At 66.6% G+C, this 21,525-nt stretch carries 25 protein-coding genes and 4 pseudogenes; 10 read left to right on the forward strand and 19 right to left on the reverse strand.

The features are described 5' to 3' along the window. Positions 1 to 39 precede the first annotated feature (39 nt). From ACQP2T_RS60650 to ACQP2T_RS60690, 9 genes are all read right to left on the reverse strand, one after another. A complete protein-coding gene (locus tag ACQP2T_RS60650) occupies positions 40 to 201 on the reverse strand; it encodes a hypothetical protein (RefSeq protein WP_433513670.1) in 162 nt (53 codons plus the stop codon). A gap of 571 nt (positions 202 to 772) precedes the next feature. Beyond that, positions 773 to 1,105, reverse strand: coding sequence for a hypothetical protein (locus tag ACQP2T_RS60655; RefSeq protein ID WP_433513671.1), 333 nt, complete (start codon positions 1,103 to 1,105; stop codon positions 773 to 775). Further along, entirely contained in the window at positions 1,102 to 1,953 is an 852-nt protein-coding gene (locus ACQP2T_RS60660) for an SAM-dependent methyltransferase (RefSeq protein ID WP_433513672.1), read from the reverse strand. Before ACQP2T_RS60660 ends, ACQP2T_RS60655 begins: the two co-directional genes overlap by 4 nt. 46 nt (positions 1,954 to 1,999) lie before the next feature. Continuing rightward, positions 2,000 to 2,668 (reverse strand): dTMP kinase, encoded by a 669-nt coding sequence (tmk, locus tag ACQP2T_RS60665; RefSeq protein WP_433513673.1) that lies wholly within the window; start codon positions 2,666 to 2,668, stop codon positions 2,000 to 2,002. Further along, positions 2,643 to 3,263, reverse strand: a complete 621-nt coding sequence (locus tag ACQP2T_RS60670; protein WP_433513674.1) for a 3'-5' exonuclease — start codon at positions 3,261 to 3,263, stop codon at positions 2,643 to 2,645. Before ACQP2T_RS60670 ends, tmk begins: the two co-directional genes overlap by 26 nt. Then, the gene (locus ACQP2T_RS60675; RefSeq protein ID WP_433513675.1) at positions 3,256 to 4,422 is read right to left on the reverse strand and encodes a hypothetical protein; all 1,167 of its coding nucleotides are present in this window, start codon (positions 4,420 to 4,422) and stop codon (positions 3,256 to 3,258) included. The genes ACQP2T_RS60670 and ACQP2T_RS60675 overlap by 8 nt, the downstream gene beginning before the upstream one ends. 126 nt (positions 4,423 to 4,548) lie before the next feature. Beyond that, positions 4,549 to 5,427 carry a helix-turn-helix domain-containing protein gene (locus tag ACQP2T_RS60680; protein ID WP_433513676.1) on the reverse strand — a complete coding sequence of 293 codons (879 nt, stop codon included), beginning with the start codon at positions 5,425 to 5,427 and terminating at the stop codon, positions 4,549 to 4,551. Between the two features lie 23 nt (positions 5,428 to 5,450). Next, a complete protein-coding gene (locus tag ACQP2T_RS60685) occupies positions 5,451 to 5,975 on the reverse strand; it encodes a DUF6879 family protein (RefSeq protein WP_433513677.1) in 525 nt (174 codons plus the stop codon). Further along, positions 5,972 to 6,226 (reverse strand): hypothetical protein, encoded by a 255-nt coding sequence (locus ACQP2T_RS60690; protein WP_433513678.1) that lies wholly within the window; start codon positions 6,224 to 6,226, stop codon positions 5,972 to 5,974. Before ACQP2T_RS60690 ends, ACQP2T_RS60685 begins: the two co-directional genes overlap by 4 nt. Before the next feature lie 394 nt (positions 6,227 to 6,620). Here ACQP2T_RS60690 and ACQP2T_RS60695 point away from each other — a divergent pair, with 394 nt between their 5' ends. Further along, positions 6,621 to 7,007 carry a transposase gene (locus tag ACQP2T_RS60695; protein WP_433513679.1) on the forward strand — a complete coding sequence of 129 codons (387 nt, stop codon included), beginning with the start codon at positions 6,621 to 6,623 and terminating at the stop codon, positions 7,005 to 7,007. A 313-nt stretch (positions 7,008 to 7,320) separates the two neighbouring features. Further along, a pseudogene (locus tag ACQP2T_RS60700) lies at positions 7,321 to 7,644 on the forward strand (DDE-type integrase/transposase/recombinase); the annotation flags it as partial. A 191-nt stretch (positions 7,645 to 7,835) separates the two neighbouring features. Here ACQP2T_RS60700 and ltrA read toward each other — a convergent pair. Beyond that, positions 7,836 to 9,080 (reverse strand): group II intron reverse transcriptase/maturase, encoded by a 1,245-nt coding sequence (gene ltrA / locus ACQP2T_RS60705; protein WP_433513680.1) that lies wholly within the window; start codon positions 9,078 to 9,080, stop codon positions 7,836 to 7,838. 521 nt (positions 9,081 to 9,601) lie between these two features. On the opposite strand from ltrA, the pseudogene ACQP2T_RS60710 reads away from it, so the two are divergent. The 3 genes and pseudogenes from ACQP2T_RS60710 to ACQP2T_RS60720 all read left to right on the forward strand — a co-directional run. Further along, positions 9,602 to 9,742: pseudogene (locus tag ACQP2T_RS60710) on the forward strand (hypothetical protein); the annotation flags it as partial. 66 nt (positions 9,743 to 9,808) lie between these two features. Next, a complete protein-coding gene (locus tag ACQP2T_RS60715) occupies positions 9,809 to 9,964 on the forward strand; it encodes a hypothetical protein (protein ID WP_433513681.1) in 156 nt (51 codons plus the stop codon). 223 nt (positions 9,965 to 10,187) lie between these two features. Continuing rightward, positions 10,188 to 10,676, forward strand: a complete 489-nt coding sequence (locus ACQP2T_RS60720; protein ID WP_433513682.1) for a hypothetical protein — start codon at positions 10,188 to 10,190, stop codon at positions 10,674 to 10,676. A gap of 114 nt (positions 10,677 to 10,790) precedes the next feature. Here the strand turns inward: ACQP2T_RS60720 and ACQP2T_RS60725 are convergent, their stop codons facing one another. From ACQP2T_RS60725 to ACQP2T_RS60740, 4 genes and pseudogenes are all read right to left on the reverse strand, one after another. After that, the gene (locus ACQP2T_RS60725; protein ID WP_433513683.1) at positions 10,791 to 11,846 is read right to left on the reverse strand and encodes a tyrosine-type recombinase/integrase; all 1,056 of its coding nucleotides are present in this window, start codon (positions 11,844 to 11,846) and stop codon (positions 10,791 to 10,793) included. Between the two features lie 141 nt (positions 11,847 to 11,987). Then, positions 11,988 to 12,140, reverse strand: a pseudogene (locus ACQP2T_RS60730) (YnfA family protein); the annotation flags it as partial. 4 nt (positions 12,141 to 12,144) lie between these two features. Continuing rightward, positions 12,145 to 13,011, reverse strand: a complete 867-nt coding sequence (locus tag ACQP2T_RS60735) for an HNH endonuclease (RefSeq protein ID WP_433513684.1) — start codon at positions 13,009 to 13,011, stop codon at positions 12,145 to 12,147. 230 nt (positions 13,012 to 13,241) lie between these two features. Continuing rightward, positions 13,242 to 13,472 (reverse strand): hypothetical protein, encoded by a 231-nt coding sequence (locus ACQP2T_RS60740; protein WP_433513685.1) that lies wholly within the window; start codon positions 13,470 to 13,472, stop codon positions 13,242 to 13,244. Here ACQP2T_RS60740 and ACQP2T_RS60745 point away from each other — a divergent pair. The 3 genes and pseudogenes from ACQP2T_RS60745 (at position 13,471) to ACQP2T_RS60755 (ending at position 15,269) form a co-directional block, all read left to right on the forward strand. Then, positions 13,471 to 14,268 carry a DUF899 family protein gene (locus ACQP2T_RS60745; protein WP_433513686.1) on the forward strand — a complete coding sequence of 266 codons (798 nt, stop codon included), beginning with the start codon at positions 13,471 to 13,473 and terminating at the stop codon, positions 14,266 to 14,268. The genes ACQP2T_RS60740 and ACQP2T_RS60745 overlap by 2 nt on opposite strands. Before the next feature lie 234 nt (positions 14,269 to 14,502). Beyond that, a pseudogene (locus ACQP2T_RS60750) lies at positions 14,503 to 14,928 on the forward strand (helix-turn-helix domain-containing protein); the annotation flags it as partial. 92 nt (positions 14,929 to 15,020) lie between these two features. Further along, positions 15,021 to 15,269, forward strand: a complete 249-nt coding sequence (locus tag ACQP2T_RS60755) for a hypothetical protein (protein ID WP_433513687.1) — start codon at positions 15,021 to 15,023, stop codon at positions 15,267 to 15,269. Here the strand turns inward: ACQP2T_RS60755 and ACQP2T_RS60760 are convergent. The 5 genes from ACQP2T_RS60760 to ACQP2T_RS60780 all read right to left on the reverse strand — a co-directional run bounded on the left by ACQP2T_RS60760 (position 15,202) and on the right by ACQP2T_RS60780 (position 19,082). Beyond that, positions 15,202 to 15,735 carry a hypothetical protein gene (locus ACQP2T_RS60760; protein WP_433513688.1) on the reverse strand — a complete coding sequence of 178 codons (534 nt, stop codon included), beginning with the start codon at positions 15,733 to 15,735 and terminating at the stop codon, positions 15,202 to 15,204. The two genes, ACQP2T_RS60755 and ACQP2T_RS60760, sit on opposite strands and share 68 nt — an antisense overlap. Next, positions 15,735 to 15,998 carry a hypothetical protein gene (locus ACQP2T_RS60765; protein ID WP_433513689.1) on the reverse strand — a complete coding sequence of 88 codons (264 nt, stop codon included), beginning with the start codon at positions 15,996 to 15,998 and terminating at the stop codon, positions 15,735 to 15,737. Before ACQP2T_RS60765 ends, ACQP2T_RS60760 begins: the two co-directional genes overlap by 1 nt. 49 nt (positions 15,999 to 16,047) lie before the next feature. Beyond that, positions 16,048 to 17,454, reverse strand: coding sequence for a DNA primase family protein (locus ACQP2T_RS60770; protein WP_433513690.1), 1,407 nt, complete (start codon positions 17,452 to 17,454; stop codon positions 16,048 to 16,050). Then, positions 17,451 to 18,335, reverse strand: coding sequence for a bifunctional DNA primase/polymerase (locus tag ACQP2T_RS60775; RefSeq protein WP_433513691.1), 885 nt, complete (start codon positions 18,333 to 18,335; stop codon positions 17,451 to 17,453). Before ACQP2T_RS60775 ends, ACQP2T_RS60770 begins: the two co-directional genes overlap by 4 nt. Before the next feature lie 456 nt (positions 18,336 to 18,791). Continuing rightward, positions 18,792 to 19,082 carry a helix-turn-helix domain-containing protein gene (locus tag ACQP2T_RS60780; protein ID WP_433513692.1) on the reverse strand — a complete coding sequence of 97 codons (291 nt, stop codon included), beginning with the start codon at positions 19,080 to 19,082 and terminating at the stop codon, positions 18,792 to 18,794. A gap of 430 nt (positions 19,083 to 19,512) precedes the next feature. On the opposite strand from ACQP2T_RS60780, the gene ACQP2T_RS60785 reads away from it, so the two are divergent. Further along, positions 19,513 to 20,136, forward strand: coding sequence for a helix-turn-helix domain-containing protein (locus tag ACQP2T_RS60785; RefSeq protein ID WP_433513693.1), 624 nt, complete (start codon positions 19,513 to 19,515; stop codon positions 20,134 to 20,136). After that, positions 20,133 to 21,401, forward strand: coding sequence for a tyrosine-type recombinase/integrase (locus tag ACQP2T_RS60790; RefSeq protein ID WP_433513694.1), 1,269 nt, complete (start codon positions 20,133 to 20,135; stop codon positions 21,399 to 21,401). The genes ACQP2T_RS60785 and ACQP2T_RS60790 overlap by 4 nt, the downstream gene beginning before the upstream one ends. Positions 21,402 to 21,525 lie beyond the last annotated feature (124 nt).

A 21,525-nucleotide genomic window follows, 5' to 3' on the forward strand; every position in this document is an offset into this window, starting at 1 on the left:
TGGATGGTCGATGGTGGTTGTTGTCACCCGCGGCGGAGGTTAGCCACGCCGCTCGAGGAGCGAGTCGTACTCCGGCGTCTCTCTGCGGCGCCGGTGCTCTGTCCGGTGCTGATTCACGAGGGCGACGTAGGCGGCGACCGCCGTGCGGTAGATGCCGTGCCCTGTCTCCTCGTAGCCGTTGCCCTTGGACGGGCGGAGCACGAATCGAAAATGGGGTCCTCGGGTTCAGCCGCCTGCGGTCGGCGGGCTCTGGTCATCGTCTGCTCTCTCCACGCGGGTCTCAGTGTCTGGGGCCGTGGGGAGAGCAGTAACGGGAGGGTGATCAGCGCCGTCGCTGGAGGGCGGAAGGTCCTCCTTGCGGGTGCCGAGGGTGAAGATGGCAGCGAGTGCGATACCGGCGTCCATGGCATGACCTTCGCGTGGAGAATCCGGGCGTTGTACGCCCAGAGAGGGTGAGGGAGGCGGCCAGACGGCCGCCTAGATCCGCCTCCCTCGGTCCCGGCCGCGGGTTGGGCAGCGCCAGGGGGTGCGGCGCGTTGGGGAAGGGATGACGGCCGGGGGGTGAAGCTCGCAGCCCACAACGGACGGGTATCCCGCGCGGGCTGCGAGTTGTAGGCGGCACGGACCACGACGGTGCTCGGATTCTGGACTTGGGTCCGCGCCGGAGTGCGCGGCCAGCCATGGATGAGCCGCCCCTGGCCGGCCGCGCCAAGACGCGGCGTTGCATCCCCGACTGCGCACGGGGCCGCCTGCCTGGCCGCGTCTCGTCTTGTCACCCGTGCCTTCTACTGAGGCCGGGAAGTATCTCGTTGATGACGGGGTGGTTCTGCATGGGGAACGCCGCGAGCCGCAGTTCACCGAGCCTCGCGGAGACGCCCTGCCGTAGCTCCTGCGGGGTGCGGCCCTTGACCCAGATGCCCTCCGGCGTGGGGCCCTTGTAGAACGCGGTGAGGTGCTTGCCCGCGACCTCCCACAGCACGAACACGATCTTGCCGTACTCGTTCTGCAGTTCGGCCGCCCAGCGGGTGCCCTTCTCGTCGTCGGGGTACTCGTCCTTGCCGCCGGAGTGCTGGGATGTCACGCGGTTGCGCCGCCGGTGCCTCATGTCGCGCTCTCCTCGCCCTCGTGCTCCGCGCACGAGCCGAAGGAGGCCACCGCGGCAACGAAATGCGCTTTCCCGACGTTGCGCGGAAGCGGGTCAGTGGGCCGCCACCTCGACGCCTCCACAAGGCCGGGCTCCAGGAGAGGCAGGCCGTTGAGGAACATCTCCCGGATCCGGGAGAGCGGGCGCGGGTAGATGTCGGCGGTTCGCTTGTACGCAGTGAGAAGCCGGTCGAGCTCGTCAGCGGTCAGGAGGTCGCTCCGGGCGTGGCTGAAAACGAGGTAGCCGCCGGGGAACGCTGCCATGTACCGGTGCAAGATGTCTCCCGGCTTCTGCACGTCCGGCCAGAAGTGCGCCAGCGCCGTGGCCACGATCCCCACACGCTGGTCAAGGTCGAGGAGGCCGCGAACGTGTGCAAGCACCGTGTCCACGTCCCGCGCGTCCGCCTCCAAAACCATCGCGCCGTCCTCCACCACGAGCAGCGCACGCCCGAAGATGGCGACGGAGGGATCGTTGTCCACGTACGCCACCCGGGCGTCCGGGTGAATGCGGCGGGCCGTCTCCAGCGTGGTTTCCTCGCCCACCTGCGGCAGACCGCAGCCGAGGTTCAGCCACTGCGTGACGCCCAGCTTGGAGGCTGCCTCAACGCCGCGTGGGACGAACTCCAGGTTCGCGAGGGTCGCCTCCGGGAGCTCTGGGGCGATCTCCGTCATCGCCTTGACCACGTCCCGGTCGCTGGCCCGGTTGTCCTTCCCCTTGGTCGCGGCGTCGTAGACACGGGCGATCGACGGGGCGTCGCCGGGGATTCCTGGGCCGGTCGAGGTCACCGGGGTTGCGCTGCGGGAGTCCATAAGCTGAGACCTTCAGAGGGGAAGGGGCGGATTGGGGTTCGAGGTGTCACCATGCGGCGGTCCTCAGTGGCTGGTCGTCGGGCGCGGTGAAGAAGTCTTTGAGCCGGTTCCTGATCGTGACCGCGATCTGGTGCGCGTCGTCCGAGTTGATATCGATGCGTAGGACGTCGTATCCGGCTTGGATGAGCCGCTCACATGCCTGCCGGTAAAAGTGGGCCTCGGCATGGCTGGAGCTGGGGGTGAGCTGGAACCGGTTGTGCGCTCCGCGCTCCGCCAGCCGTGTTGCGATCAGTTCGGGTGCACCTTCGAGGACCACGGCTAAGTCCGGCCGGTCGGCCAGGGAGTTCAGGCCCCACAGGAATGTCGGGTCCACTCCGTCGAAGCGCTGCATGACCAGGGCCGACGGCACGTATCTGTCACAGAGGACGATTTCGCCGGCGTCCAAGTGAGGTTTGATCTCGGTCTCAAGGTGGTGGTAGCGGTCTGCGGCGTACAGGCAGGCCAGTGCGGGGCCGGTGACGGTTTCGGTCATTTCGCGGGCGATCTTGCCGAGGACTCCGTTGGACGGTTCGGCGGTGGTGTGGACGTGCTCGCCATCGGCCACCAGCAGTTGCGACAGGTGCGCGACGATGGTCGACTTCCCGGCGCCGGAGGGGCCGTCGATGCTGATGAACAGGCCACGTTGGTGATCAGAAAAGGGTCTGAGCTGCGTCATCGGTCGGTCCTTCGGAGGAGGTCATTTTTACTTCGGTCAGGAGGGTGGCCAACGGCAGCGGGTCCGCATCGCCAGCCAGGTAGGCGAGGAGGCGAGCGCACACGAGAGCGTCGTAGGCCGCCCGGTGGACCTTCAGGCCGGCGGGCATGTCCGCAGCGAGCTTGAGTTCCTTCGCGAGCGTGCTCAGCTTGTACGAGGGGCGTCCGGGCACAAGGCGGCGGGCCAGCTTCAGGGTGTCGATGACCTCGGCAGGCTGGAAGCCGGGCAGTTCCCGGGCCAGCACGCTGAGATCTACGTGAGCGTTGTGCGCCACGAAAATGGCGCCATCGAAGACCGCCATGATGTCCGCGGCGTACTCGGCGGCAGGCGGGTCAGACGCCACCTGCCGGTTGGAAATGCCGTGGATGCGGCAGGCCAGCGGTGTGATCGGCCTCGGAGGTTTCACCAGCCACGTCAGCGGCTCTCCCACCGTGCCCTGGTCGATCAGGACGATGGCCAGCTCAACGAGATCTGGAGGCTGCTGACCGTTGCCTTCGACGTCCGCGACCGCGTAGCGGAACTCCGTCCATGGGACCTGACCGTTGATGTCAGCCATTCGCGTTCTCCCATCCGATCTCGGCTCGGCCATGCCGTTGTTGCCGATGGGGGTGTGCGGCGTCGTGGATCTGGAAGCCGAACCTGTGCTGGAGGTAGTAGCGCGGCTGCTCGGACGGCAGCCCCTCAACCTGCGCTGCCCGCTTCGTGACCTCGATGACGCGCATGCCGGCCGCTTCGGGCAGGACGGCTGCGGCCTCCTGGAGTTGGCGAACGGTCGGCGCTCGATGAACCTGGGCGCATCGATCGAGCTGGGCGGCCGGGCAGATGTCGCACAGCTCGTTGATGCCGTAGTGGCCGTTGTAGTCCGGCAGCCCGTGGGCGTACGAGACGGCGCACGAAGTCTTGCGGAACAGCGGCGGCGCATTCGATGGCCGACGGGCGAACGCCGCAAGGATGCGTTCCTCCAGCGTCTCAGGGACAATCTTGCGGCGCGTGGTCTCCTGATACGGCTCGGGCAGGCCGTTGGCCCGGTAGTAGTCCGCGATCTCGTCCCGGTAGAACAAGCCGGTGAACACCGTGGCGTCTGCCCATTTGGACAGACTCGCGGCCCGCGCCAGGTGGGCCGCGGTGTCGTTCAGGCCGGGCACCAGGGGCCGCCAGTAGAAGATCGTCCGATAGCGGCGTGGCCCGTACGTCGTGGCAAGCCGCATGGAGCGTACGGCGATGCCCGAGGGGTGCGGCTCGATCCGCTTGTCGTCGATCCCCGAGTACGTGAACAGCAGCGTCACCTTCACGTTCATCAAGGCGTTGAGCCGCTCGCAGTCGCGGACGTCCACATGAGCGCGGGTGATCACCAGCACGGGGTTCGTGAGCCCGCGGTGGTCGAGGTTCTCTAGCACGGCGAACAGGTGGTCACGGACGCCCGGCAGGAACGGGTCGGTGGCCCGGTTGAAGACCTGCAACGGAGTGTCGTGCGGCCGGAAGTACCGATGGCTGACGAGCTGCTCGACCGCCGCACTGTCGCTCATTAGGGCCCCGGGCCGGCGTGCGTCCCAGAGCCCGTAGGTGTGCCGGATGCAGTACGCGCACCCGAGCGAGCAGCCCTGCACGTGATTGAGGGACAGCCCCGACTTCCGGTACTCGACGACCTCACGGGCCCGCTCCGGGAGCGCGGCCACGGCTTCCTCAGGCAACAAGGGGACGAATGCTGAACTCACGACAATCTCCAGGTCAGGACCGTCGATGGCGCTGTCAGCGTGACACGGGCGCGAGGGGAACGGCGAGGAAAGTTCTAGAGATTTCTCGAATCTGACCGGTCAGGAGAGGTTAGGCGAAACATCGAGCTACGACGTCGTGCCGCTTTCGTCATCGTCGTCGGGTAGCGCCGAACGGAGTTCCTCCATCACCTGGGTGATGACCGCGCGGGCGCTGGCGCCGTAGGCCGCGACGGAGGCCATCGCCCCGAAGACCTTCTCGTGCAGGTCGATCTCTTGGGCCTGGGTCAACGTCAACTCGGCCGAGAAGATCTCCACGAGCACCTGACGGTCATCGAAGATCCAGAAGCCGCACCCAGGAGCGATGACGAACGGTGTGCCGAACGGGATGACGCCGAGCCGCACATTGGGCAGCGTGGAGGCGGCCACCAGCCGATCGAGCTGGGGCAGCATCAGCTCCGGCGGGCACAGCCTGTACCGGAGAACGGCCTCGGTGATCACGAAATGGAAGCGTTTCCGGGAGTCGTAGAGGATCTCCTGCCGGGCCAGCCGGGCGCGAACGGCGTCGTCGATGTCGTTCGTAATGCCGAATACCGTGATGGCCTGAGCCAGCCGGTGACGGGCGTATCCCGCTGTCTGGAGCAGCCCGGGAATGAAGGCGGGCTCGAAGACCCGAAGACGAGTAGCGCGCCGCTCCATATCGGCCCAGGTGCCCTGATGATGCCGGGTGCCCCCGCTCAAAAGCCGCTGCCACTCCGCGTGCGCAGACTCCATCGTGCGCAGCATGGCGAGCACCGAGGCTCTGTCCTGCTCGTCGCCGGTCGTCGCGCCAACCCAGCCGGTGACGTCGGCCTCGGTAGGGGTCTGCTTCCCCGTCTCCAGCTTCGAGATCTTCGAGGCAGGCCAGGAGAGACGCTCGGCCAGTTCACGGCCGGTCAGGCCCGCGGACGCACGCAGGGTGCGCAGTTTGTTGCCGAGCGACTCTCTGGCTTGCTGGAGGCTGGTCACGCCCCCTTTTCTACTCAGCCGTCCTACTCTCGTGCCAAGTCGGCGAGGAACTGTTCACGAGTGACCGCCCGATGCCAAGCGTCGTCTCGAGCTGCCGCCAGCTCGATCACGGTGGCCGGGTCGGTGACGATCTCAGCACCGAGCAGTACGTCATCCTCGTCGAATTTCAGCCGAGCGGCCCACCTGGAGTCGAACAGCCAATAGTCGAGCTCCGGCAGACCGGCCGCCTGCGCCCGGTTCAGATAGCGGATGTCCTCGCCGGCGTGGATGGCGAACTCCGCACACCACAGGCCGAAGCGGGAGTAGTCCGACAGCGGGACGGAGACGACTCGCACGCGATGGACGAACTTGCCCTTGGCCGCGTGTTCGGCCATGAGGTCGAGCCAGGACCGATTCCACGCCAGGTCGTCGGGCTCGCCAGCGAGGAACTTGCGGATCGGCTCGTGCTCGCCCGGGGAGTTGTAGCGCTCCCGAGGCTCCAGCCGGAACGCGGTGTGCTCGAATGACCTGAACAGATCCCCGAACGCGTCGCCGGAAACCAGGGTCAACGCCCCTCACCGGCGCCTTCGTCGGCCGTCGCGGGCGTGGCGGCGTCGTGGGCGGTGGGGGCCTGGTAGAAGCTAAGCAACTCCAGCGGGATCTCGATGTCGGCCTCCCCGGAAGGCACCTCCCCCAGGTCGGCGAGCGCCTGCGAGTCGGTGACGCGGTAGCCGCGCACCACAAGACTGCCCCGGTCTGTTGCCCACAGTGTGGGCGAGCCGCCGTTCTGCGAGGTCGAACCGAGGAACGTAACCCTCATACCTGCCTCCGATGGAGAAGAATTCGAGAACATTCACCATGAGGGGACTACGACTCGACGTAGCCGTCAACCCTCCAGACTCGATCGCTCTGGGCCGTCGTACACCGCCATCCGGGAGTCAACCCCAACCACCAGGCAAGTCATGATGGCGGTCGAACTGGTACGGGGTTCCCGACCACAACAGGGGCCGTCCCATCGCCACCCACGCCGCTCACTACCGCTGTAAGCCCTGGCCGTAGTCGGGGCGCCTCACCTGACCGGCCAGATGGAGTTCCGGAACCTTTCGTAAGCGTCCTCGCGTACGCCCTCTGTGCCAAGCTCAAGTGAGACAAATGGGGACCAAGTTCCTTAACTGACATGAGCAGGGCGAGAACGGGTACGACGCGCAGTGACCATGACCAGCCACGACCTTCAATCCGGCGACGGCCCCCGAGGCGACCGGCCCAAGCGACGGCACTTCTCGACCGAGTACAAGCTGCGGATCGTCGCGGAGTACGAGGCCGCCCCCGAGGGTGAGAAGGGCCGGGTGCTGCGCCGGGAAGGCCTGTACAGCACCAGCATCGATCTGTGGCGGCGCCAGCGCGACAATGGCGAACTGACCTCTAGTGGGAGTCCGGCTGCCGCTCAGCGTGTCCGCAAGACGCCCGAGCAACTGGAGCTGGAGCGGCTGCGCAAGGAGAACGCGGCACTGACCAACCAGAAGGCCAAGGTCGAGAAGAAACTCGCCCAGACCGAGGCCGCCTTGGACATCATGGGAAAGGTTTCGCGCTCTTGGAAATGATCTCCGAGAGCGCGGAGAACGAGCCTTCGTGACCACGTGCCGGCGCGAAACGCTCGATCTGCTCGCCGCAGTGCTGCCGATCAGCCGCTCGTGCGTGCTGGCCGGCATCCCTCGCGGCTCCTACTACCGCAGCCTGGCCGAGCCGCTCCAGCGCGAGCCGGTGCCACGTCCCGCGCCACCCAACAAGCTGTCCGAGGTCGAGCGCGAGGAGCTGATCGGTGTGCTCAACAGCGCCCGATTCGTCGACAAGGCGCCCCGCCAAGTCTGGGCCGGGCTGTTGGACGAGGGCATCTACCTGGCGTCGGTCTCCACCATGTACCGGCTGCTGCGTGAGCGCGACCAGGTCCGTGAACGCCGCGCCCAGGCCCGCCACGAGGCCCGAAAGAAGCCCTACCTGGTGGCCCGTGCCCCCAACGAGATCTTCTCCTGGGACATCACCAAGCTTCATGGCCCCGCCGACCGGCAGTACTACGACCTCTACGTGATGATCGACATCTTCTCGCGGCACGTCGTGCACTGGGAGGTGCACCTGCGCGAGGCCGGGGAACTGGCCGCTGAGTTCATGGAGAACACGATCCGCGCCAACGGCGGCATCGCGCCCAAGGTCATCCACTCCGACAACGGCACTTCGATGACCTCTCGTGCCGTCACCGACTTGCTGGCCACCCTCGACATCGTCAAGTCCCACTCCCGGCCGAAGGTGAGTAACGACAACCCCTACTCCGAGGCGGCGTTGCCGGGTAGCGGGCAGGAGTCTCACCTGCCCGCCCCCACAGATCCGGACGTGAACCTCTCGATTCATCCGGCTCGTGCCGTCCAATCATCAGGTCAATACCGCAGTTCCCAGTGCGCGAACAGCCGAGGCGCCCGTTCCCGGACCGCTTTCAGCCATTGCCGCGCTTTCTTGTCGCTGCGTTTCAGCCGTTCGTACTTCCATATCGCCCAACGCATCAGATGGCGGTCGATGCGCTCGCAGAGGGGTTTCACCTTGCTCGGGTAGAACACGGTGAAGTAGTTGAACCAGCCCCGCAGGATAGGGTTCAGCCATCGCGCGATCTCGCTGAGTGTCTGATTCGTTCGCCGGTGGATCCGCCAGGCAGCGAGCTTGCGGCTCATCTCGGTCAGCTTGTCCGGGGACACCGCTGGCAAGAACCCGGTGTAGACCTGCTTCCGGGTCTTGTCGAACGCCATCCGCGGACGGAACGCATACCCACAGAACGTGAACGTCACCTGCTCGAATTCCAGGCGGCGTCTACTGTCCTTGCAATACACGATCTTCGTCTTGTCGGGATGGAGGACCAACCCGATCTCGGCAAACCGACCTTCAATTGCCGCCCAGACCTGACGAGCTTGACGCTCAGTAACACAATGGACCACCACGTCGTCTGCGAACCGCTCGAATGTGACGGTCGGGAACTCCCGGGCCATCCACATGTCGAAGCCGTAGTGCAGAAACAGGTTGGCGAGCAACGGGGATACCGGCCCACCTTGCGGCGTGCCCTTCGTCCGGGGGGTGAGAGTGCCGTCGGGCATCAGCATCGGTGCTTTGAGCCAGCGCCCCACATAGAGAAGGACCCATTTCGAGTCCGTATGCCGCTCGACCGCCCTCAGCATCAGATTCCACGGCACGGAGTCGAAGAAGGCTTTGACGTCCAGATCGACGACCCAGTCCTTCCTAAAGCACCGTTGCCGGCACACCTTGACCGCGTCCAGCGGTGACCGTCCGGGGCGGTAGCCGTAGGAGTCGTCATGGAACACCTTCTCCACATCCGGCTCCAACGCCATAACCGCCGCCGTCTGGGCCACCCTGTCGATCACGTTCGGGATGCCGAGAACCCTCGTCCCGCCCTTCTTTGGTATCTCCACCGCTCGGACCGGACCGGGAAAGTAGCTGCCCGAGGACATGCGATTCCACAGTTTGTAGAGATTATCTTTCAGCTTCTCCTCGAACTGGTCGATCGTCACGCCATCGGCCCCGGCTGCACCTCCATTCTCTTTCACTTTCAGCCACGCACCCCACACCAGACGTTTTGGTATGTCGTGCGACCTGACCTGAGACTTCGGCTCACTCATGCGATTCCTCCCTTCTCGGTTGATCGCATTCGTTCACCAGGACAACCCCGCCCCTTGGCTCCACTTCCACTGCGATACGCAGAAGCTTCCCAGCTACTACGGGCGAGTCCGCCAGCGCGTCCCGCATCGGTACTCTGCTCCTCGCGGATTAGCCGCTTGGAGTCCTCCCTCTCACCGCTCTACGAGCGGAAGTATCGGGACGCGCCTTCACACGTTCCATGCGAGAGCCTTGTCCGGACTCATGCTACCTATATGCCGGAGACCGCCTGGGCAGTAAACGGGTATCTCCCAGACTCATCCCGGAGTAGTTTTTCGACCCCGGTTTCGATCTCGTCTGACTTCTTTTCGACACGTCAACGGCAGAGGACTTGCGCCCCTCGCTCATCTTCCCGGACCACACCTGACGCGATCAGGCCGCGCCTTTTCCCACGACGTTCACCACAACGGTCTTCAGCCAATGCAGCTCGGGGTGGTTTAGAGCCTCTCCCCGCAGAGCGGCTCTGGAGGGCCAGCAAACCTCCATCTCTCACACAGCACCGCGTTCAGCGAAGCGCCATCGCTTCTCCACCTCCCGCGTTCGTGTTCACAACAAGACCCTCAAATACTGCCCGGTCTTCCCCGACCGGTTCGCCTCCCTGGACGATGCCCGCGCCTTCTGCCAGCGGTTTTTCACCTACTACAACCACGAGCACTACCACGCCGGGATCGGTCTGCATACGCCGTTCACCGTGCACATGGGCACCGCCCACGCCGTCCAGGACAAGCGTGCCCAGACCATCGAGCGCTTCCGTGCGGCCAACCCCCACCGCTTCACCCACGCACCCAAGCTGCCCGAGATCCCGCAGGTCGCCTACATCAACCAGCCCGAGGAAGAAGCTGCCTAGCGATCAGACCAGCCGACTCCCTGTCGCATTTGACTTGACACCTACCGACGCGCGCGAGCGCTGGCTGGTGCGGCGTAGCGTTCACACTCGTGACGAGCCTGCTCCCTTTCCCCTGCGATCCGGTCGTTGTCGCCTCTGACGCATGCACCCGCTTCGCCGCCCATGTGCTGCTGCTGACGCACCACCTCGGCGAGCACGAAGGACATCGAGAAGGAGCCACCAGGTGAACGAGGCGACGCCTGCCGAGCCGCCTGAGCCGGTCGCCCCGTTGGAGTCGGCCTGGGTGAGGCGGCTGAGGCGTGGTGCCGAGGCTACGATCTTCCTGCTGGGGGTCACGCTGCTGGTGGCGCTCTCATTCCCGGCGCTGCTGGCGTGGGCCAAGTCGCCGCAGGGGCTCAATCAGCCAGAGTTCTCCGCGTGGCTGGTCGTGCTCTTGCTGGCGATCGCCCCGGTCGCCATGCTGCGGCAGGCCGGGGATGCGTGGCGGCGCGGGTACCGTGCGCCGAAAGCGGTCATCGCCATGTGGGTGTTCGTCGTTCTTGGTGTCGCCGCGCAATGGGGGGCGGGCGCCCCGTGGGCAGAGATCGCCTTCAGGCCAGTGGTGGTGGGCGTCATGCTCTGGTTCCAGCGGCCGGCCGATCCGCCGCCGATACCGGTCCATGGCGACGGCGGCAACGCCCCAACGCCGCCTGCTGATGGCGGTGAGCGATGACCATGGCCCCAGAGCGTCCGACGTCTATTCCTCCCCCAGCAGAGGGCTGAGGGCGGCGGCGACTCACTCGATCAGATGGAGTTGCATCGAAGGCAGTTCCGCTCGAACTAGGGCTCAGAGCCCCACACCCCGCATGGGGTTATCTCGCCACTTGTCGGCCGTCCGAATGTATCCGTGAACGACGGGTGACTTGTCCGACCAGCGGCCATGCCGTGCGATGGCCGACACCGAGGCTCCGGCCTTGGCTGCGGCCGTCGCCCCTCCCGCCCGGAGGGAGTGGGCGGTGTAAGTGTGCGCGTCCTTGAGCCCGGCCCTCTCCGCTGCTCGCCGCACGATCTGGTTGAGGCCGTCGCCGGACATGCGGCCAGTGCCGCGCATGGTCGCCCCGGGGGTGCCGGACAGGCGCCCATGCCGGTCGATGGCGCGCAGCAGCGGGCCCTCGATCACGCTGTGGGCCTCCAGCATGGCGAGCCAGGCCCGGATGACGCGTACAGGGCAGGTCTTCGAGTGGGAGCCGTACGGGAGGGGCACCATCTCGCCGATCGCATCTTGGTCGGTCTTGGACCGGCGGATGGCCACCTCCAGCCCATCCTCGGTGACGGTCAGGTCGGCGATGTCGAGCGCCGCAAGCTCGGAGCGGCGGCCCATAAGAGCGAAGCCGAGCACCAGCACCACGCGGTCACGCAGGCCGACGAGGGCGACCGGGTCAGTGGTGTCCACCAGGGCGCGTAGCACCGTCAGCTCGGCCGGTGGTGCCTTGCGGGTGCAGTGCCCGGCGGAGTTGCGTTCTCTGCGGTAGTCACGGAGGGCGAGCCGGGCGAACTCGGCGTTGAGGGGGAGGCCGGCCTTCTTGTGCCGGGACTGGATGCAGGCCAGCGCCCGCTCGATGGTTGAGGGCGCCGGGAGAGTGCCCTTCCGGGTGGGGGTGGCGGCCAGGTGGGTGACGTACTCGGTGACTGTCTCCGGGGTGGCGGGCAGAGGGCTGCGGCCGTGCACCGCACACCAAGCGGCGAAGGTCTCCCAGTCCCGTTGATAAGCCCGGCTGGTATTGGCGGCGAATCCTCCGGCGACCCGCGCCCGTGCCGCCTCGGTCAGCGCGCGATCGACCGCGCTTGCCGGGGTCGATAGTGACGCGGTCGGGCCATCATCCAGCCGTGCCAGCTCGGTCACCGGCGGTCTCCGATCTTAAATGATCAAGGTTCTGGGTCGCGATAAGGCATATTATCGCGACCCAGGATAACTAACAACGATCTTGGCGGACTCGGCCGAGCGAGGGCGAACATCCGAGGCGGCTGGAAGATCGAGAACAAGTCGGAATCCGTCGACAACCATGCCCCAAGCTAGGGAACCGGCAACGAAGACGCCGCCATAGGCGGCCAGGATGCAGCCGAAGTTCGCGTCCGGCTGGAGGGTGGCGACGAACCCGGACAAGCCCAGTGCGATGACTCCAGCGCCGACCCACAGTGGCTCACGGGTCGACTGATGTCACCGTGCCGCTGATCGGCTTTCCCACCTGCATGCTGACCTGCAAGTGTCGGTTCTGATCCGGGCCCTGGTCGGGATTGAAGGTCGAGGACCAGGAGACGAAGACCCGGCCGGCCAGTAGCACGCCCTCGATCGGTTCCTCGCCCAGGTGCACAATCGCTCTGACCAGCGGCGCCGATGCCAAGGCCGTCGCTCCGTTATGGCGGATGACAGTCAGTCCCATGGCGAGCGGGCTATGGGGCACGTTCATGCGGCCGGCCGCGTCTCGTGCGGCGATGAGGTCGCGGCGAACGTGATCGCTATCGGCCCCTTCGAGGATCCCGAACTGTAGGCATACAGCCAGGTAGGAGTGCTTGAGCAGGGCGAGCCGGTATCGGTTCTCGTCGGGAAGCAGCCCGGCCAGTTCGATCTCCCCGCTTCGGAGCATCTCCTCGATCGCCGGATCGATGTTCCCGCTCAGGAGGAGCGCGAACCCGTCTTCGGGCGTCCACATGAGCGGGATACGAGCGGTTCTCCTGGCGCCTTGGATGCCGGGGCCGGTGAACCGCAGAAGCGTGATCAGGTTGTCGTACCAGTCGGTGAGATCTGCCTCCACGTGACTGCCCAGCCTGTGGTTGCATGCGGCGCACGTGCGGGTCATCTTCTCCCCGCCCATGGCCGCCGGCGGGACGTGTTCTTCGTTGGTTGCCGGGTCACCGCAGATGGGGCAGTCGTCGAAGAGACGGCGAGTGATCGTTTCGAGCAGGGTGATCCTCGCCGAAGCCGATGGCTTCGGGCGCGTGGTCGACATGTGCAGGACGCGTCCGTCGGACAGTTCCACAGACATCGCGCCCGGTTCTTGGCGGTTCACGATCTGGGATCGTAGCTGGGCCACAGCGGCGGGCGCACGGGCGTTTTGCGTGCGCGCTACCCGGACGCCGAGTTCTCTGATGCCGACTTCATGGCGCCGACTCCAGGCGGACATGTTGCTGGCGGCGGCCCACCTGCTGGGACCGCTGTGCGGGCTCCTGGGCATCACCCCCGGCCGGGGCGCGGAGTAGCCCTGCTTCGCGCTCGGCTGGTACCTGCCCGGCGCCGATGTCAGCTCTTCGCCGCCGGGCTGCCAGTCTGCTGAGCGAAGTGCGCGGCCAGCGCGGTCATCTTGCCCAGATAGCGGGCGGCCATCTGAAGGTGGGTGTAGGCGGTGTCCTCATCGACGGCGCGGCCGCGCGGGTGGCCGGCGGTCGAAGTGATGAGCCTGCCGACCGATGACTTTCGGCAGGCGCGCGAGTCAGCACTGTGGGAGCCAGTTCGAGCTAGGGAGCAGCGCATGACCAGCATCCACGAGAACCGCCCGACCCAGCACGAGGCGTCGGCCGCGTCCGCCGCCCCCCCGATCGTCGACAGGGGGGCCTGGCAGGCCGCCCGCGATGAGCTACTGGTGCGCGAGAAGGCGCACACCCGCGAGGGCGACGCGATCGCCGCGGCCCGCCGTCGGCTCCCGATGACGGAGGTTGACGCAACCATCACCGTCGTCGGGCCGGACGGGCCGACGACCCTCCTCGACCTGTTCGATGGCCGCGAGGAGCTCGTCGTCTACAAGCACATGTGGCACCTGGGCGAGCCCTTCGAGAACCAGTGCCCGGGCTGCACCCTGACCTACTTCGCCGTGCAGAACCCGGCCTACCTCCACGCGCGGGGCGTCGCGTTCGCCGTGTTCGCCAAGGCGCCTTACCCCGACCTCGCGGCGTTCGTCGGCTTCATGGGCTATCCCCACCACTGGTACTCCGTGGCCGACGTCGACGACGACATCGTGAGCGGCGACGACTTCGGGACCTGGGTGTGCTTCCTGCGCCATAGCGACCGGGTGTTCCTCACCAACACCGTCACCGGCAGGGGCTGCGAGGCGACGATGCCCGCGCTCGCCCTCCTCGACATGACCGCCCGCGGTCGTATGGAGGCCTGGCAGGACTACCCCGAGGGCTGGCCCGAAGGCAAGAACCCAGGCTGGTTCTGGCGCAGCCACGAGGACGGCATCGGGAACAACTGGACCGGCGGGCGGCCCACCATTCAGTGGACCCGTCCCGGCGTCGGAGTGGTGACGTCCGAGCCCCACCGTCACCACTGACGCCACCGGGACAGCACGACATCGAGAGCCGATCGTTGGCACCACGGCTGCCTCCGTCGACGGCTTCATCACCGGCCGGATGTACGAGGAGAGTCATAGTGGGAACGGAACGGGACTCACCTGCAGACCGTCCGAGCAGTCTTTGTGACACTGTCTCAGGCAACGGGAATAACGCTCCCACCAGGAAAGCCTGCCTTCTAGCGGTCGTCGCAACACCCCACCTCGGGGAGTTCGATGGTCTTCGAAGTACGCAAGAATCGAGCACCGCAGGGCCGCAAGAAGCTGACGGGAGAGCGGGAGGAATACTTCCGCCTTATTGATCAAGGTTTCAGTAGCCGTGAGGCGTGCCGGATCGTCGGGATCAACCGGCGGACCGGGAAGCGGTGGCGCAACGGCACGGCGCCGAACAAAGCGAAAAAGAAGGGGGCGCCGCCGGTCCGACGACCGGCGGTGCCCCCTTCTGGCGCGTCCCGCTATCTGCGCGAAGACGAGCGGATCCATATCGCCGACCGGGTGCGGGAGAAGGTCTCGATCCGTGAGATCGCCCGCGAGCTGGTCCGCAACCCCTCGACCATCAGCCGGGAAATCCGCCGCAACCGGCATCCCACCAACGGGCAGTACCGGCCGCACGCCGCCCAGGCCCGCGCCGATGCGCGCCGGCAGCCGGTGGCGGTCCGGATCGCCTTGGGCAGGTAGGAATCGAAGAACCGACGCGCAGGAGCGCAGGGATCCGGCAGGGAGCGCGAGTTGACGTGAGCGCGAACGACGACGTCGTACCCGGCCGCACGGTGCGCTCGGCATCGCTGGTCTTCACCGCCGGGGCTGCAGTGGGCGTGCTCGGCGGGATAATCGGCCTGGGCGGCGCGGAGTTCCGGCTGCCGCTGCTCATCGGGCTGTTCGGCTTCGCCGTGCTGGCCACCTACGTTTCTGCTGTTAGCTGGTGGCCAGCTCACCCGGTGGCCGCCCCTGAGCTTGGTTCTGGGCCTGGCGGCGCTGCTTGACCTCGGCGATGCGCTTGACGATGCCCTCGACGACAGCCGCGTTATGGCCGACCTCGATCGCGCCACCCTGATGACCTGAGACCTCCACGGCCTTCACCGGGCGCCATTCCTCCGGGTACATCCGGGAGAGCAGTTCGAGGGCGACACGACCGTTGGGGGGCGTCCACGCGCGTTCTCGGGTTCCGTCCGGCCGGGTGACCTCGCGGATCAGGGTGCCGCCCTTGGCATCGGCGAAGGCAGCCGCAACGAGGTCTACAGAGGCTCGCGCGCGTGCGCGCGCAAGGGCCTCCCGAAACTCCCGGTACTCGGGAGCCGCTCCCTCCTCCTCTCCCAGGGCCACCCACCTGTGGACGGTTGAACGGCCGACTCCGCATAGGTCAGCAGCGGTGCCGAGGAAGTGGCCCGCCTCCAAGTGCTTACAGAGCTCGTCGCGCAGCTCGGGGGTGAGCTTGGAGGGGCGGCCCATCACTCACACTCCTGGCGTCGGGCGGCGAGTAGCCGACGGGCTTCGGCGGTTCTCCGGTGCGCGATGCTCGGGTCGGTGGTTCCGCATCGGCAAGAGACCGGTAGGGCAGGACGGGCCGAGGTTGGTCGCAGTCCGTGCCGCATGAGCAGCGTGACCGCGTCGGCCGCCTTGCGTTCAGCTCCAGGTGCCTCCCACTCGACGAGCAGGATGGCCGGGGCCCGTAGGGCGTTCGTGATGGTGGCGGCGATGGTGCTGCTGCTCAAGTCTCGATCCTCCGTTCTCGGCGCTGTGGCCTGGGAATTCGTCGCCGGGCTACTCCTCGGCGGCGAGCGCGATTCCGCGGTATGCCTGTCCGGATCGGGCACGCTTCTTCTCGTAGCCTCGCTTGGCCATAGAGTCAGCGAACGTCACCTCTGACCCCGCCTCCTCCCCGGCCGTGATGCACCACTTCGACCAGGCGGCGAACAGGTACCGGGCGCCGACGTGGTGATGGCTGGCTTGGATGGTGTGGTCCTGTAGGAACCGCCCGAGCGGGTCGGACTCGATCTGGTACTTGTTGGTGCGCTCGGCGATGACGTTGGGCAGCGCAAGGCCGCCCTCCTCGTAGCCCCGGTATCCCCGGTACGCCCAGGCGAGCAGCGCGGGCAGTTCCTCGGCGAGCCGCTCGGGCAGCCTGCGGTCAGGCTTGGCGACGACCACGTCGAAAGGCACCACTCGGATCCGGCGCCAAACTGCGGGGTCATCGCCGGAGACCTTCGGCTTGTGGTTGGTGCAGAGGATCAGGACGTGGCTCGGGTCGAACTCGAAGAAGTCCTTACGCATCTTGCGGGCGCGGAGCCGTTCGCCACCAGTCAGGCGCTTCATGGTCGCCGAGGCAAGGCTCCTGCCCTCGTCGGTCTCGCTGCAAACGGCCAGCCGCGCCCCCTTCAAGTCGGCCAGGCCGGTCGGGTGCGCCGACTCACCCCGGGACACGAGAAGGTCGGGCTCGGCGTTGATGGCGTAGTCACCGAACGCCTTGCCCATCGCCTCCAGCAGCGTCGACTTCCCGTTCTGGCCGGTCCCCGTGAAGATCGGGAGTACGTGCTCGCGGACGAGCCCCAGCATCGAGTAACCGAAGACCCGCTGCACCCACACCTGGAGCCCGGCGTGACCGTCGTCGTCGGGCAAGATCTCGTTGATGAACCGGTCGAACAAGTCGCTTCGGGCATCCATGTCCAGGTCACACCCGGCCACCTTGGTCAGCATGTCGGCGGGATCGTGCTGACGCTGTTCCCCCGTCCGCAGATCGAGCGTGCCCGTGGGGGTGTTGAACAGGTGGGGGGCGGCGTCCAGGACGTCGGGTGACACGGTGATGGGCTTCAAGGAGCCTGCGATCCGCAGAATGCCGTCGAGGGCCGACGCGGACTCACACTTGCGGATGTCGGCGTACAGGTCATCCCGATCCTCCTTGTTCTCAAGGCTCGGGATGTCCGAGAGGGCGGCCTTCACCGTCGCTGCGGCTGCGCGCATTGCGGCGCCGTCCTTGTCCGGGACCCATCGGGTCGAGTTCCACACGTGCCAGCCGAGGCTGTGGGCGTGCATGAGCCGCCCAGTGTGGAGCTTGGCGAACCGCTCGGCCATGCGGAGCTGACCTCGGTGCATCTCGCCGATGATCGACGATGCCTTGGGCCCTCCGGGGACGCCGGCTTCGTCGAGAATCTGCTGGGCACTCTTCGTCACGACGCCCTCATTCCGCGACGCATGCCGCTCCCGATCGTGCCGCGCCCCAGGGCGACGCCGACCTCTGATTCCGTGAGCCCGATCTCCATGCCGGACGCCCAGAGCACGTTGTAGGCAGTGGCCTCGTCGATGGCGCCCTGCGCGACCATCTGCCCCGCCCGGAACGCGGCCCAGAACAGGACCGTGTTCCGCTCTCCCGGGGCAGCCTTGAGGACCGTCCGTACGAGGCCACCGAGGCGGCCCCGTGCATCCCCGCTCCTTGCGCCTCGGGCGACCTTGTGGGGCTGCGGCGGCTTCTCCTGCAGCCGTTCGAGGAGGGCTGGGTGAAGGTCGGCCAGCGGCAGCGCGAACTGGTCGTTCACCCATCGGTAGGGCTGGCCCGTGCGCGGGTGGAGAGAGGGAGCCACCACGATGTACCCGCCATCGGCCTTGACGTCGATCTGCTGTCCGGCCTTGCCCACACCGGAGGGGATACGGACTCCAGGATGCCGGTAGACCAGATGCAGGCCGCCGGACCCCGTGGTCGCGGTGACTGTGCCGGGCAGGATGCCGCCCTCGTCGAGTTTCGCCATGGTCTTTAGGCCGTGAGGTACGTCTACGTCGATGACGACGGTGCCCGAGGCGCTACCGGTGCGGATCGCGATCAGACTGCGGGGGACACGACGGTCCATGGCGCGGATGCGATCAGGGTCTGTCGTGGCCGCATAGAAGCCGTGGCAGGTCAGGCAGCGGCAGGCTTCCATCTGCTCCGGAGCGATGTGCTCGTCACGGCACCGGTCGCAGTTCCGCAGGGGTGTCTTGGAACCGGATAGGACGAACACCGGCCAGCCGTACGCGGCGTAGCGGAGCATCGCCTGCAGGCGGGGATGGCCAGGGCTCACACGGAGGTCTGGCGCGCCTTGAACCGTCGCGGCATCCGGGCCGTGAAGTCCGGGCAAGGGGTTGCCGCTGCTCAGCGTGTTACCGTGCTGTCCAGCGGCCGGAAGACTCTTCTGGTCGTGCATGATCCTGTCCATCTCGGATGCATCGAGTGATGGGGTCGGGCGCCTGGGTGTGCGACCACCCGGGCGCCTTCTTGTACGGGCGTTCGGCGGAGTGGCGGAGTAACCGTCGCCGTGGGTGTACATGGAGCCGTAGGCCCGAGGCAGGAGCCTCTGAGCTGCCGCATGAGACAGCGCGGTTCCAGGTAGGGCAGTGACCACGTCAGCGACTGGCGGAAGGCGTATCGCCACGCGGCCGAGCGGTCGGTTCCTCGCCCCGAACGGACGAGCCACTCAAGGGCGGAGCGACCAATCGGTCATCCAGCGGCTGTGTGAAGTGCCCTCACGGTCGGCGCGTCAGGCCGCCGAGGCAGTCGCACGCAGTTCCTGGACATAGGTCAGGAGGGAGTCCCTCGGAACGCGCCTGCTGCGGCCGATGAGCACGGACTCCAACTCGCCCGACTTGATGAGCTGGAAATAGACACTGCGGCCGATCTGGAGCAGCTCAAGGACCTGCTCCTCCTTGAGGAGGAGGGGGAAGCACGCGCACGGCGACCCCGTGGACGTCGGCTCACCAGCGGGCGGCATGTGGGTGTGGCGGCTGGTCAGAGGTTCTCCGACCGTGCTCAGCCCCCTAGCATTGGACATAGCTCAGGTCCTTCGAATCGACGCGACTGGCTTGGGTAGCCCTCGGTGGGAAACCGTGCGGTGTTCGGAGCGGGAACTCCGTCCATCAGCACCCCGCCGGGGGCTTATTGCTGTCCGGACCGTGACACCGGTTTGGGTTTCCACCCTCCAGTCCTCGGTCGTACGAAGATCACCGTAATGGTCCATGGCGGCTCGCGCAAGTTTTCGCTCGCATTCGGCTGCATATGACGCAAGCGACCGTTTGTGATAGGCGACCGAGCCGCCTTTGGCGCCCGAGAGAGACGTCATAAGGCCGATTACCAGGGGACTTACTTGGTGAGGCGGGGAAAAACTTCGTACTCTACGCGCCCTTGCCGCTTGCGTCATCTCTCGCTGTTTACTGCCTGCTGGGCGTCGCCGAAGGCGACCGTACGCTGCCGAACGTTGCCGAATGTTCTTGCGGGCCACGCTCAACATCATTAGAGTCCATATGCGTTGTCCGCATTCCATGGAGGAGTCAGCATTCATGCCAGAGGAGAACAAGTTCTACGACTGGCTAGCAGCCACGGCGCGTGCCAGCGGGTACGGGTCTGACGCACAGCTCGCCGAGGCGCTCGGCCTACAGCAGTCGACAGTTTCCCGGTGGCGGAAGGGAACCCGCCCGCACATCACACACCTGGTGAAGCTCGGTCAGCTGTTCCGCATGAGCATTGAGCCCATGCTCGTCCTGTCCGGGCATGTCCCGCCCGACCTACTCCGCAACACCGAGCCGCCGGCACCGCCCACCCCGCCGATCGTCCGCCAGATCCAGGAAGCCTCACTCCCTGACGGCGTCAAGAAGGCCCTCCTCGACTACTGGGACGAGCGGCTTGAGGAGGAACAGACCCGGGTCGCCGAGCTGATCAAGGTGTTCGGGTCGAACTTCGGAGGGCTCAACACCGAGGACCCGGTAGCCGGGTCGTTCACACTCGCCAGTTCAAACTTGCCGCGGCACTTCGCCGGCCTCATGCAGCAGGCCGTCAAGGAGCTGAGGCCACCCGCACGCCGAACGCGAGGAACGGGAGCGACCCGATGACGGCCACGAAAAGGCGTTCGCGCGGCAACGGAGAAGGCAGCTTCTACCAGCGCGGGGACGGTATGTGGATCGGTGCCGTGACGTTGCCGGGCGGCGAACGGAAGACCGTCTCGTCGAAGGACAAGACCAAGGCGCGGGAGGAGTGGCGCAAGCTGCTCCGCCAGGTCGAGGAGGGCAAGCCGATCACGTCCGGCCGCGGCGTCACCCTGGAGCGCTACCTCAACCAGTGGGTCGCGCTCACGCTGGCCCAGCGGGTGGCCGCCGGGAAGGTGGCCGAGTCCACGATGATCTCCTACTCGGACAACATCAGGCTCCACGTCATCCCGCACCTTGGAGGCGAGCCCCTGACGAAACTGACCCCCGCACGGTTACGGGCATGGCTGCTGGAGCTGCAGCGCAAACCGGCGGCCCGGCAGAAGAAGGCAGTGGAGGGCGAGGATCCGCCGCCGGTGGTGTTTCTGTCCGACCGCACGGTCAACTACTGCCACGCCATCCTCCGGGCCGCGCTCAACGATGCGTTCAAGGACGAGCTGGTCGCGCGCAACGTGGCCATGCTGGTCGAGCCGCCCTCGGGCAAGAGCAAGCGCGGGACGGCGCTGACCGGCGAGGAGGCCGACAGGCTCTTTGCAGCGGCGCACAACCATCGGTGGGGCGTGTTGTGGCTCACGATCCTTGGCCTCGGCCTGCGGCGCGGTGAGGCACTCTCACTGCGTTGGGAGGACATCGACCTGGACAACGCCGTGATCAAGGTCGGCCCCTCGCTGCAGCGCCTGCGAGGCGAGCTCGACCAGGAGACCGGACGCCGACGCGGCCGGCTGGCCGTGGTCCACGCGAAGACCGAGGGGTCGGACGCGAAGCTGGCGATCCCCCGGGCCGTGGTCGTGCTGCTGCGGCAGCACAAGGTGGACCAGGCCGCCGAGCGGCTGGCGGCGAAGGTGTGGGCGGACCCGGGGCTGGTGTTCACCACTTCGGTGGGGACGCCGATTGAGCCGCGGAACGCCAACCGGGCATGGAACGCACTGTGCGACGAGGCGGGCATCACGCGGTCGAACGGCAAGCGGGTGAGGATTCACGACCTCCGGCACACCGCGGCGACCTGGCTGCATGGGGAAGGCGTGGACATGAAGACCATCCAGGGGACTCTCCGGCACAGCCGACTCGCCACGACCTCGGAGATCTATACGCACCTCACCGAGGACGTGCAGCGCCGGGCCGCGGACTCGATGGACGGGGCGCTGTCCCGGTTCGGCCGCCTCGCTCAATGAACCCGCACGCTGCTGACCTGCGGAAGTGTAGGGGTGTGTAGGGATCCAGGTATTGGTTCTGTATGTACAGGCGCGTAGGTGGAACAGGTAGACCCTACACAGCCCTGCACACACCCGCTGAAGT

It is taken from the genome of Nonomuraea sp. CA-143628, assembly GCF_050942315.1.
Classification (GTDB): domain Bacteria; phylum Actinomycetota; class Actinomycetes; order Streptosporangiales; family Streptosporangiaceae; genus Nonomuraea.

What these genes read in the sequence shown, in the direction of transcription:
- ACQP2T_RS60655 (WP_433513671.1), bottom strand. Translation starts at nt 1,105, where the DNA reads ATGAGGCACCGGCGGCGCAACCGCGTGACATCCCAGCACTCCGGCGGC.
- ACQP2T_RS60660 (WP_433513672.1), bottom strand. Translation starts at nt 1,953, where the DNA reads ATGGACTCCCGCAGCGCAACCCCGGTGACCTCGACCGGCCCAGGAATC.
- tmk (WP_433513673.1), bottom strand. Translation starts at nt 2,668, where the DNA reads ATGACGCAGCTCAGACCCTTTTCTGATCACCAACGTGGCCTGTTCATC.
- ACQP2T_RS60670 (WP_433513674.1), bottom strand. Translation starts at nt 3,263, where the DNA reads ATGGCTGACATCAACGGTCAGGTCCCATGGACGGAGTTCCGCTACGCG.
- ACQP2T_RS60690 (WP_433513678.1), bottom strand. Translation starts at nt 6,226, where the DNA reads ATGAGGGTTACGTTCCTCGGTTCGACCTCGCAGAACGGCGGCTCGCCC.
- ACQP2T_RS60695 (WP_433513679.1), top strand. Translation starts at nt 6,621, where the DNA reads ATGACCAGCCACGACCTTCAATCCGGCGACGGCCCCCGAGGCGACCGG.
- ltrA (WP_433513680.1), bottom strand. Translation starts at nt 9,080, where the DNA reads ATGAGTGAGCCGAAGTCTCAGGTCAGGTCGCACGACATACCAAAACGT.
- ACQP2T_RS60745 (WP_433513686.1), top strand. Translation starts at nt 13,471, where the DNA reads ATGACCAGCATCCACGAGAACCGCCCGACCCAGCACGAGGCGTCGGCC.
- ACQP2T_RS60740 (WP_433513685.1), bottom strand. Translation starts at nt 13,472, where the DNA reads ATGCGCTGCTCCCTAGCTCGAACTGGCTCCCACAGTGCTGACTCGCGC.
- ACQP2T_RS60760 (WP_433513688.1), bottom strand. Translation starts at nt 15,735, where the DNA reads ATGGGCCGCCCCTCCAAGCTCACCCCCGAGCTGCGCGACGAGCTCTGT.
- ACQP2T_RS60780 (WP_433513692.1), bottom strand. Translation starts at nt 19,082, where the DNA reads ATGTCCAATGCTAGGGGGCTGAGCACGGTCGGAGAACCTCTGACCAGC.
- ACQP2T_RS60785 (WP_433513693.1), top strand. Translation starts at nt 19,513, where the DNA reads ATGTTCTTGCGGGCCACGCTCAACATCATTAGAGTCCATATGCGTTGT.
- ACQP2T_RS60790 (WP_433513694.1), top strand. Translation starts at nt 20,133, where the DNA reads ATGACGGCCACGAAAAGGCGTTCGCGCGGCAACGGAGAAGGCAGCTTC.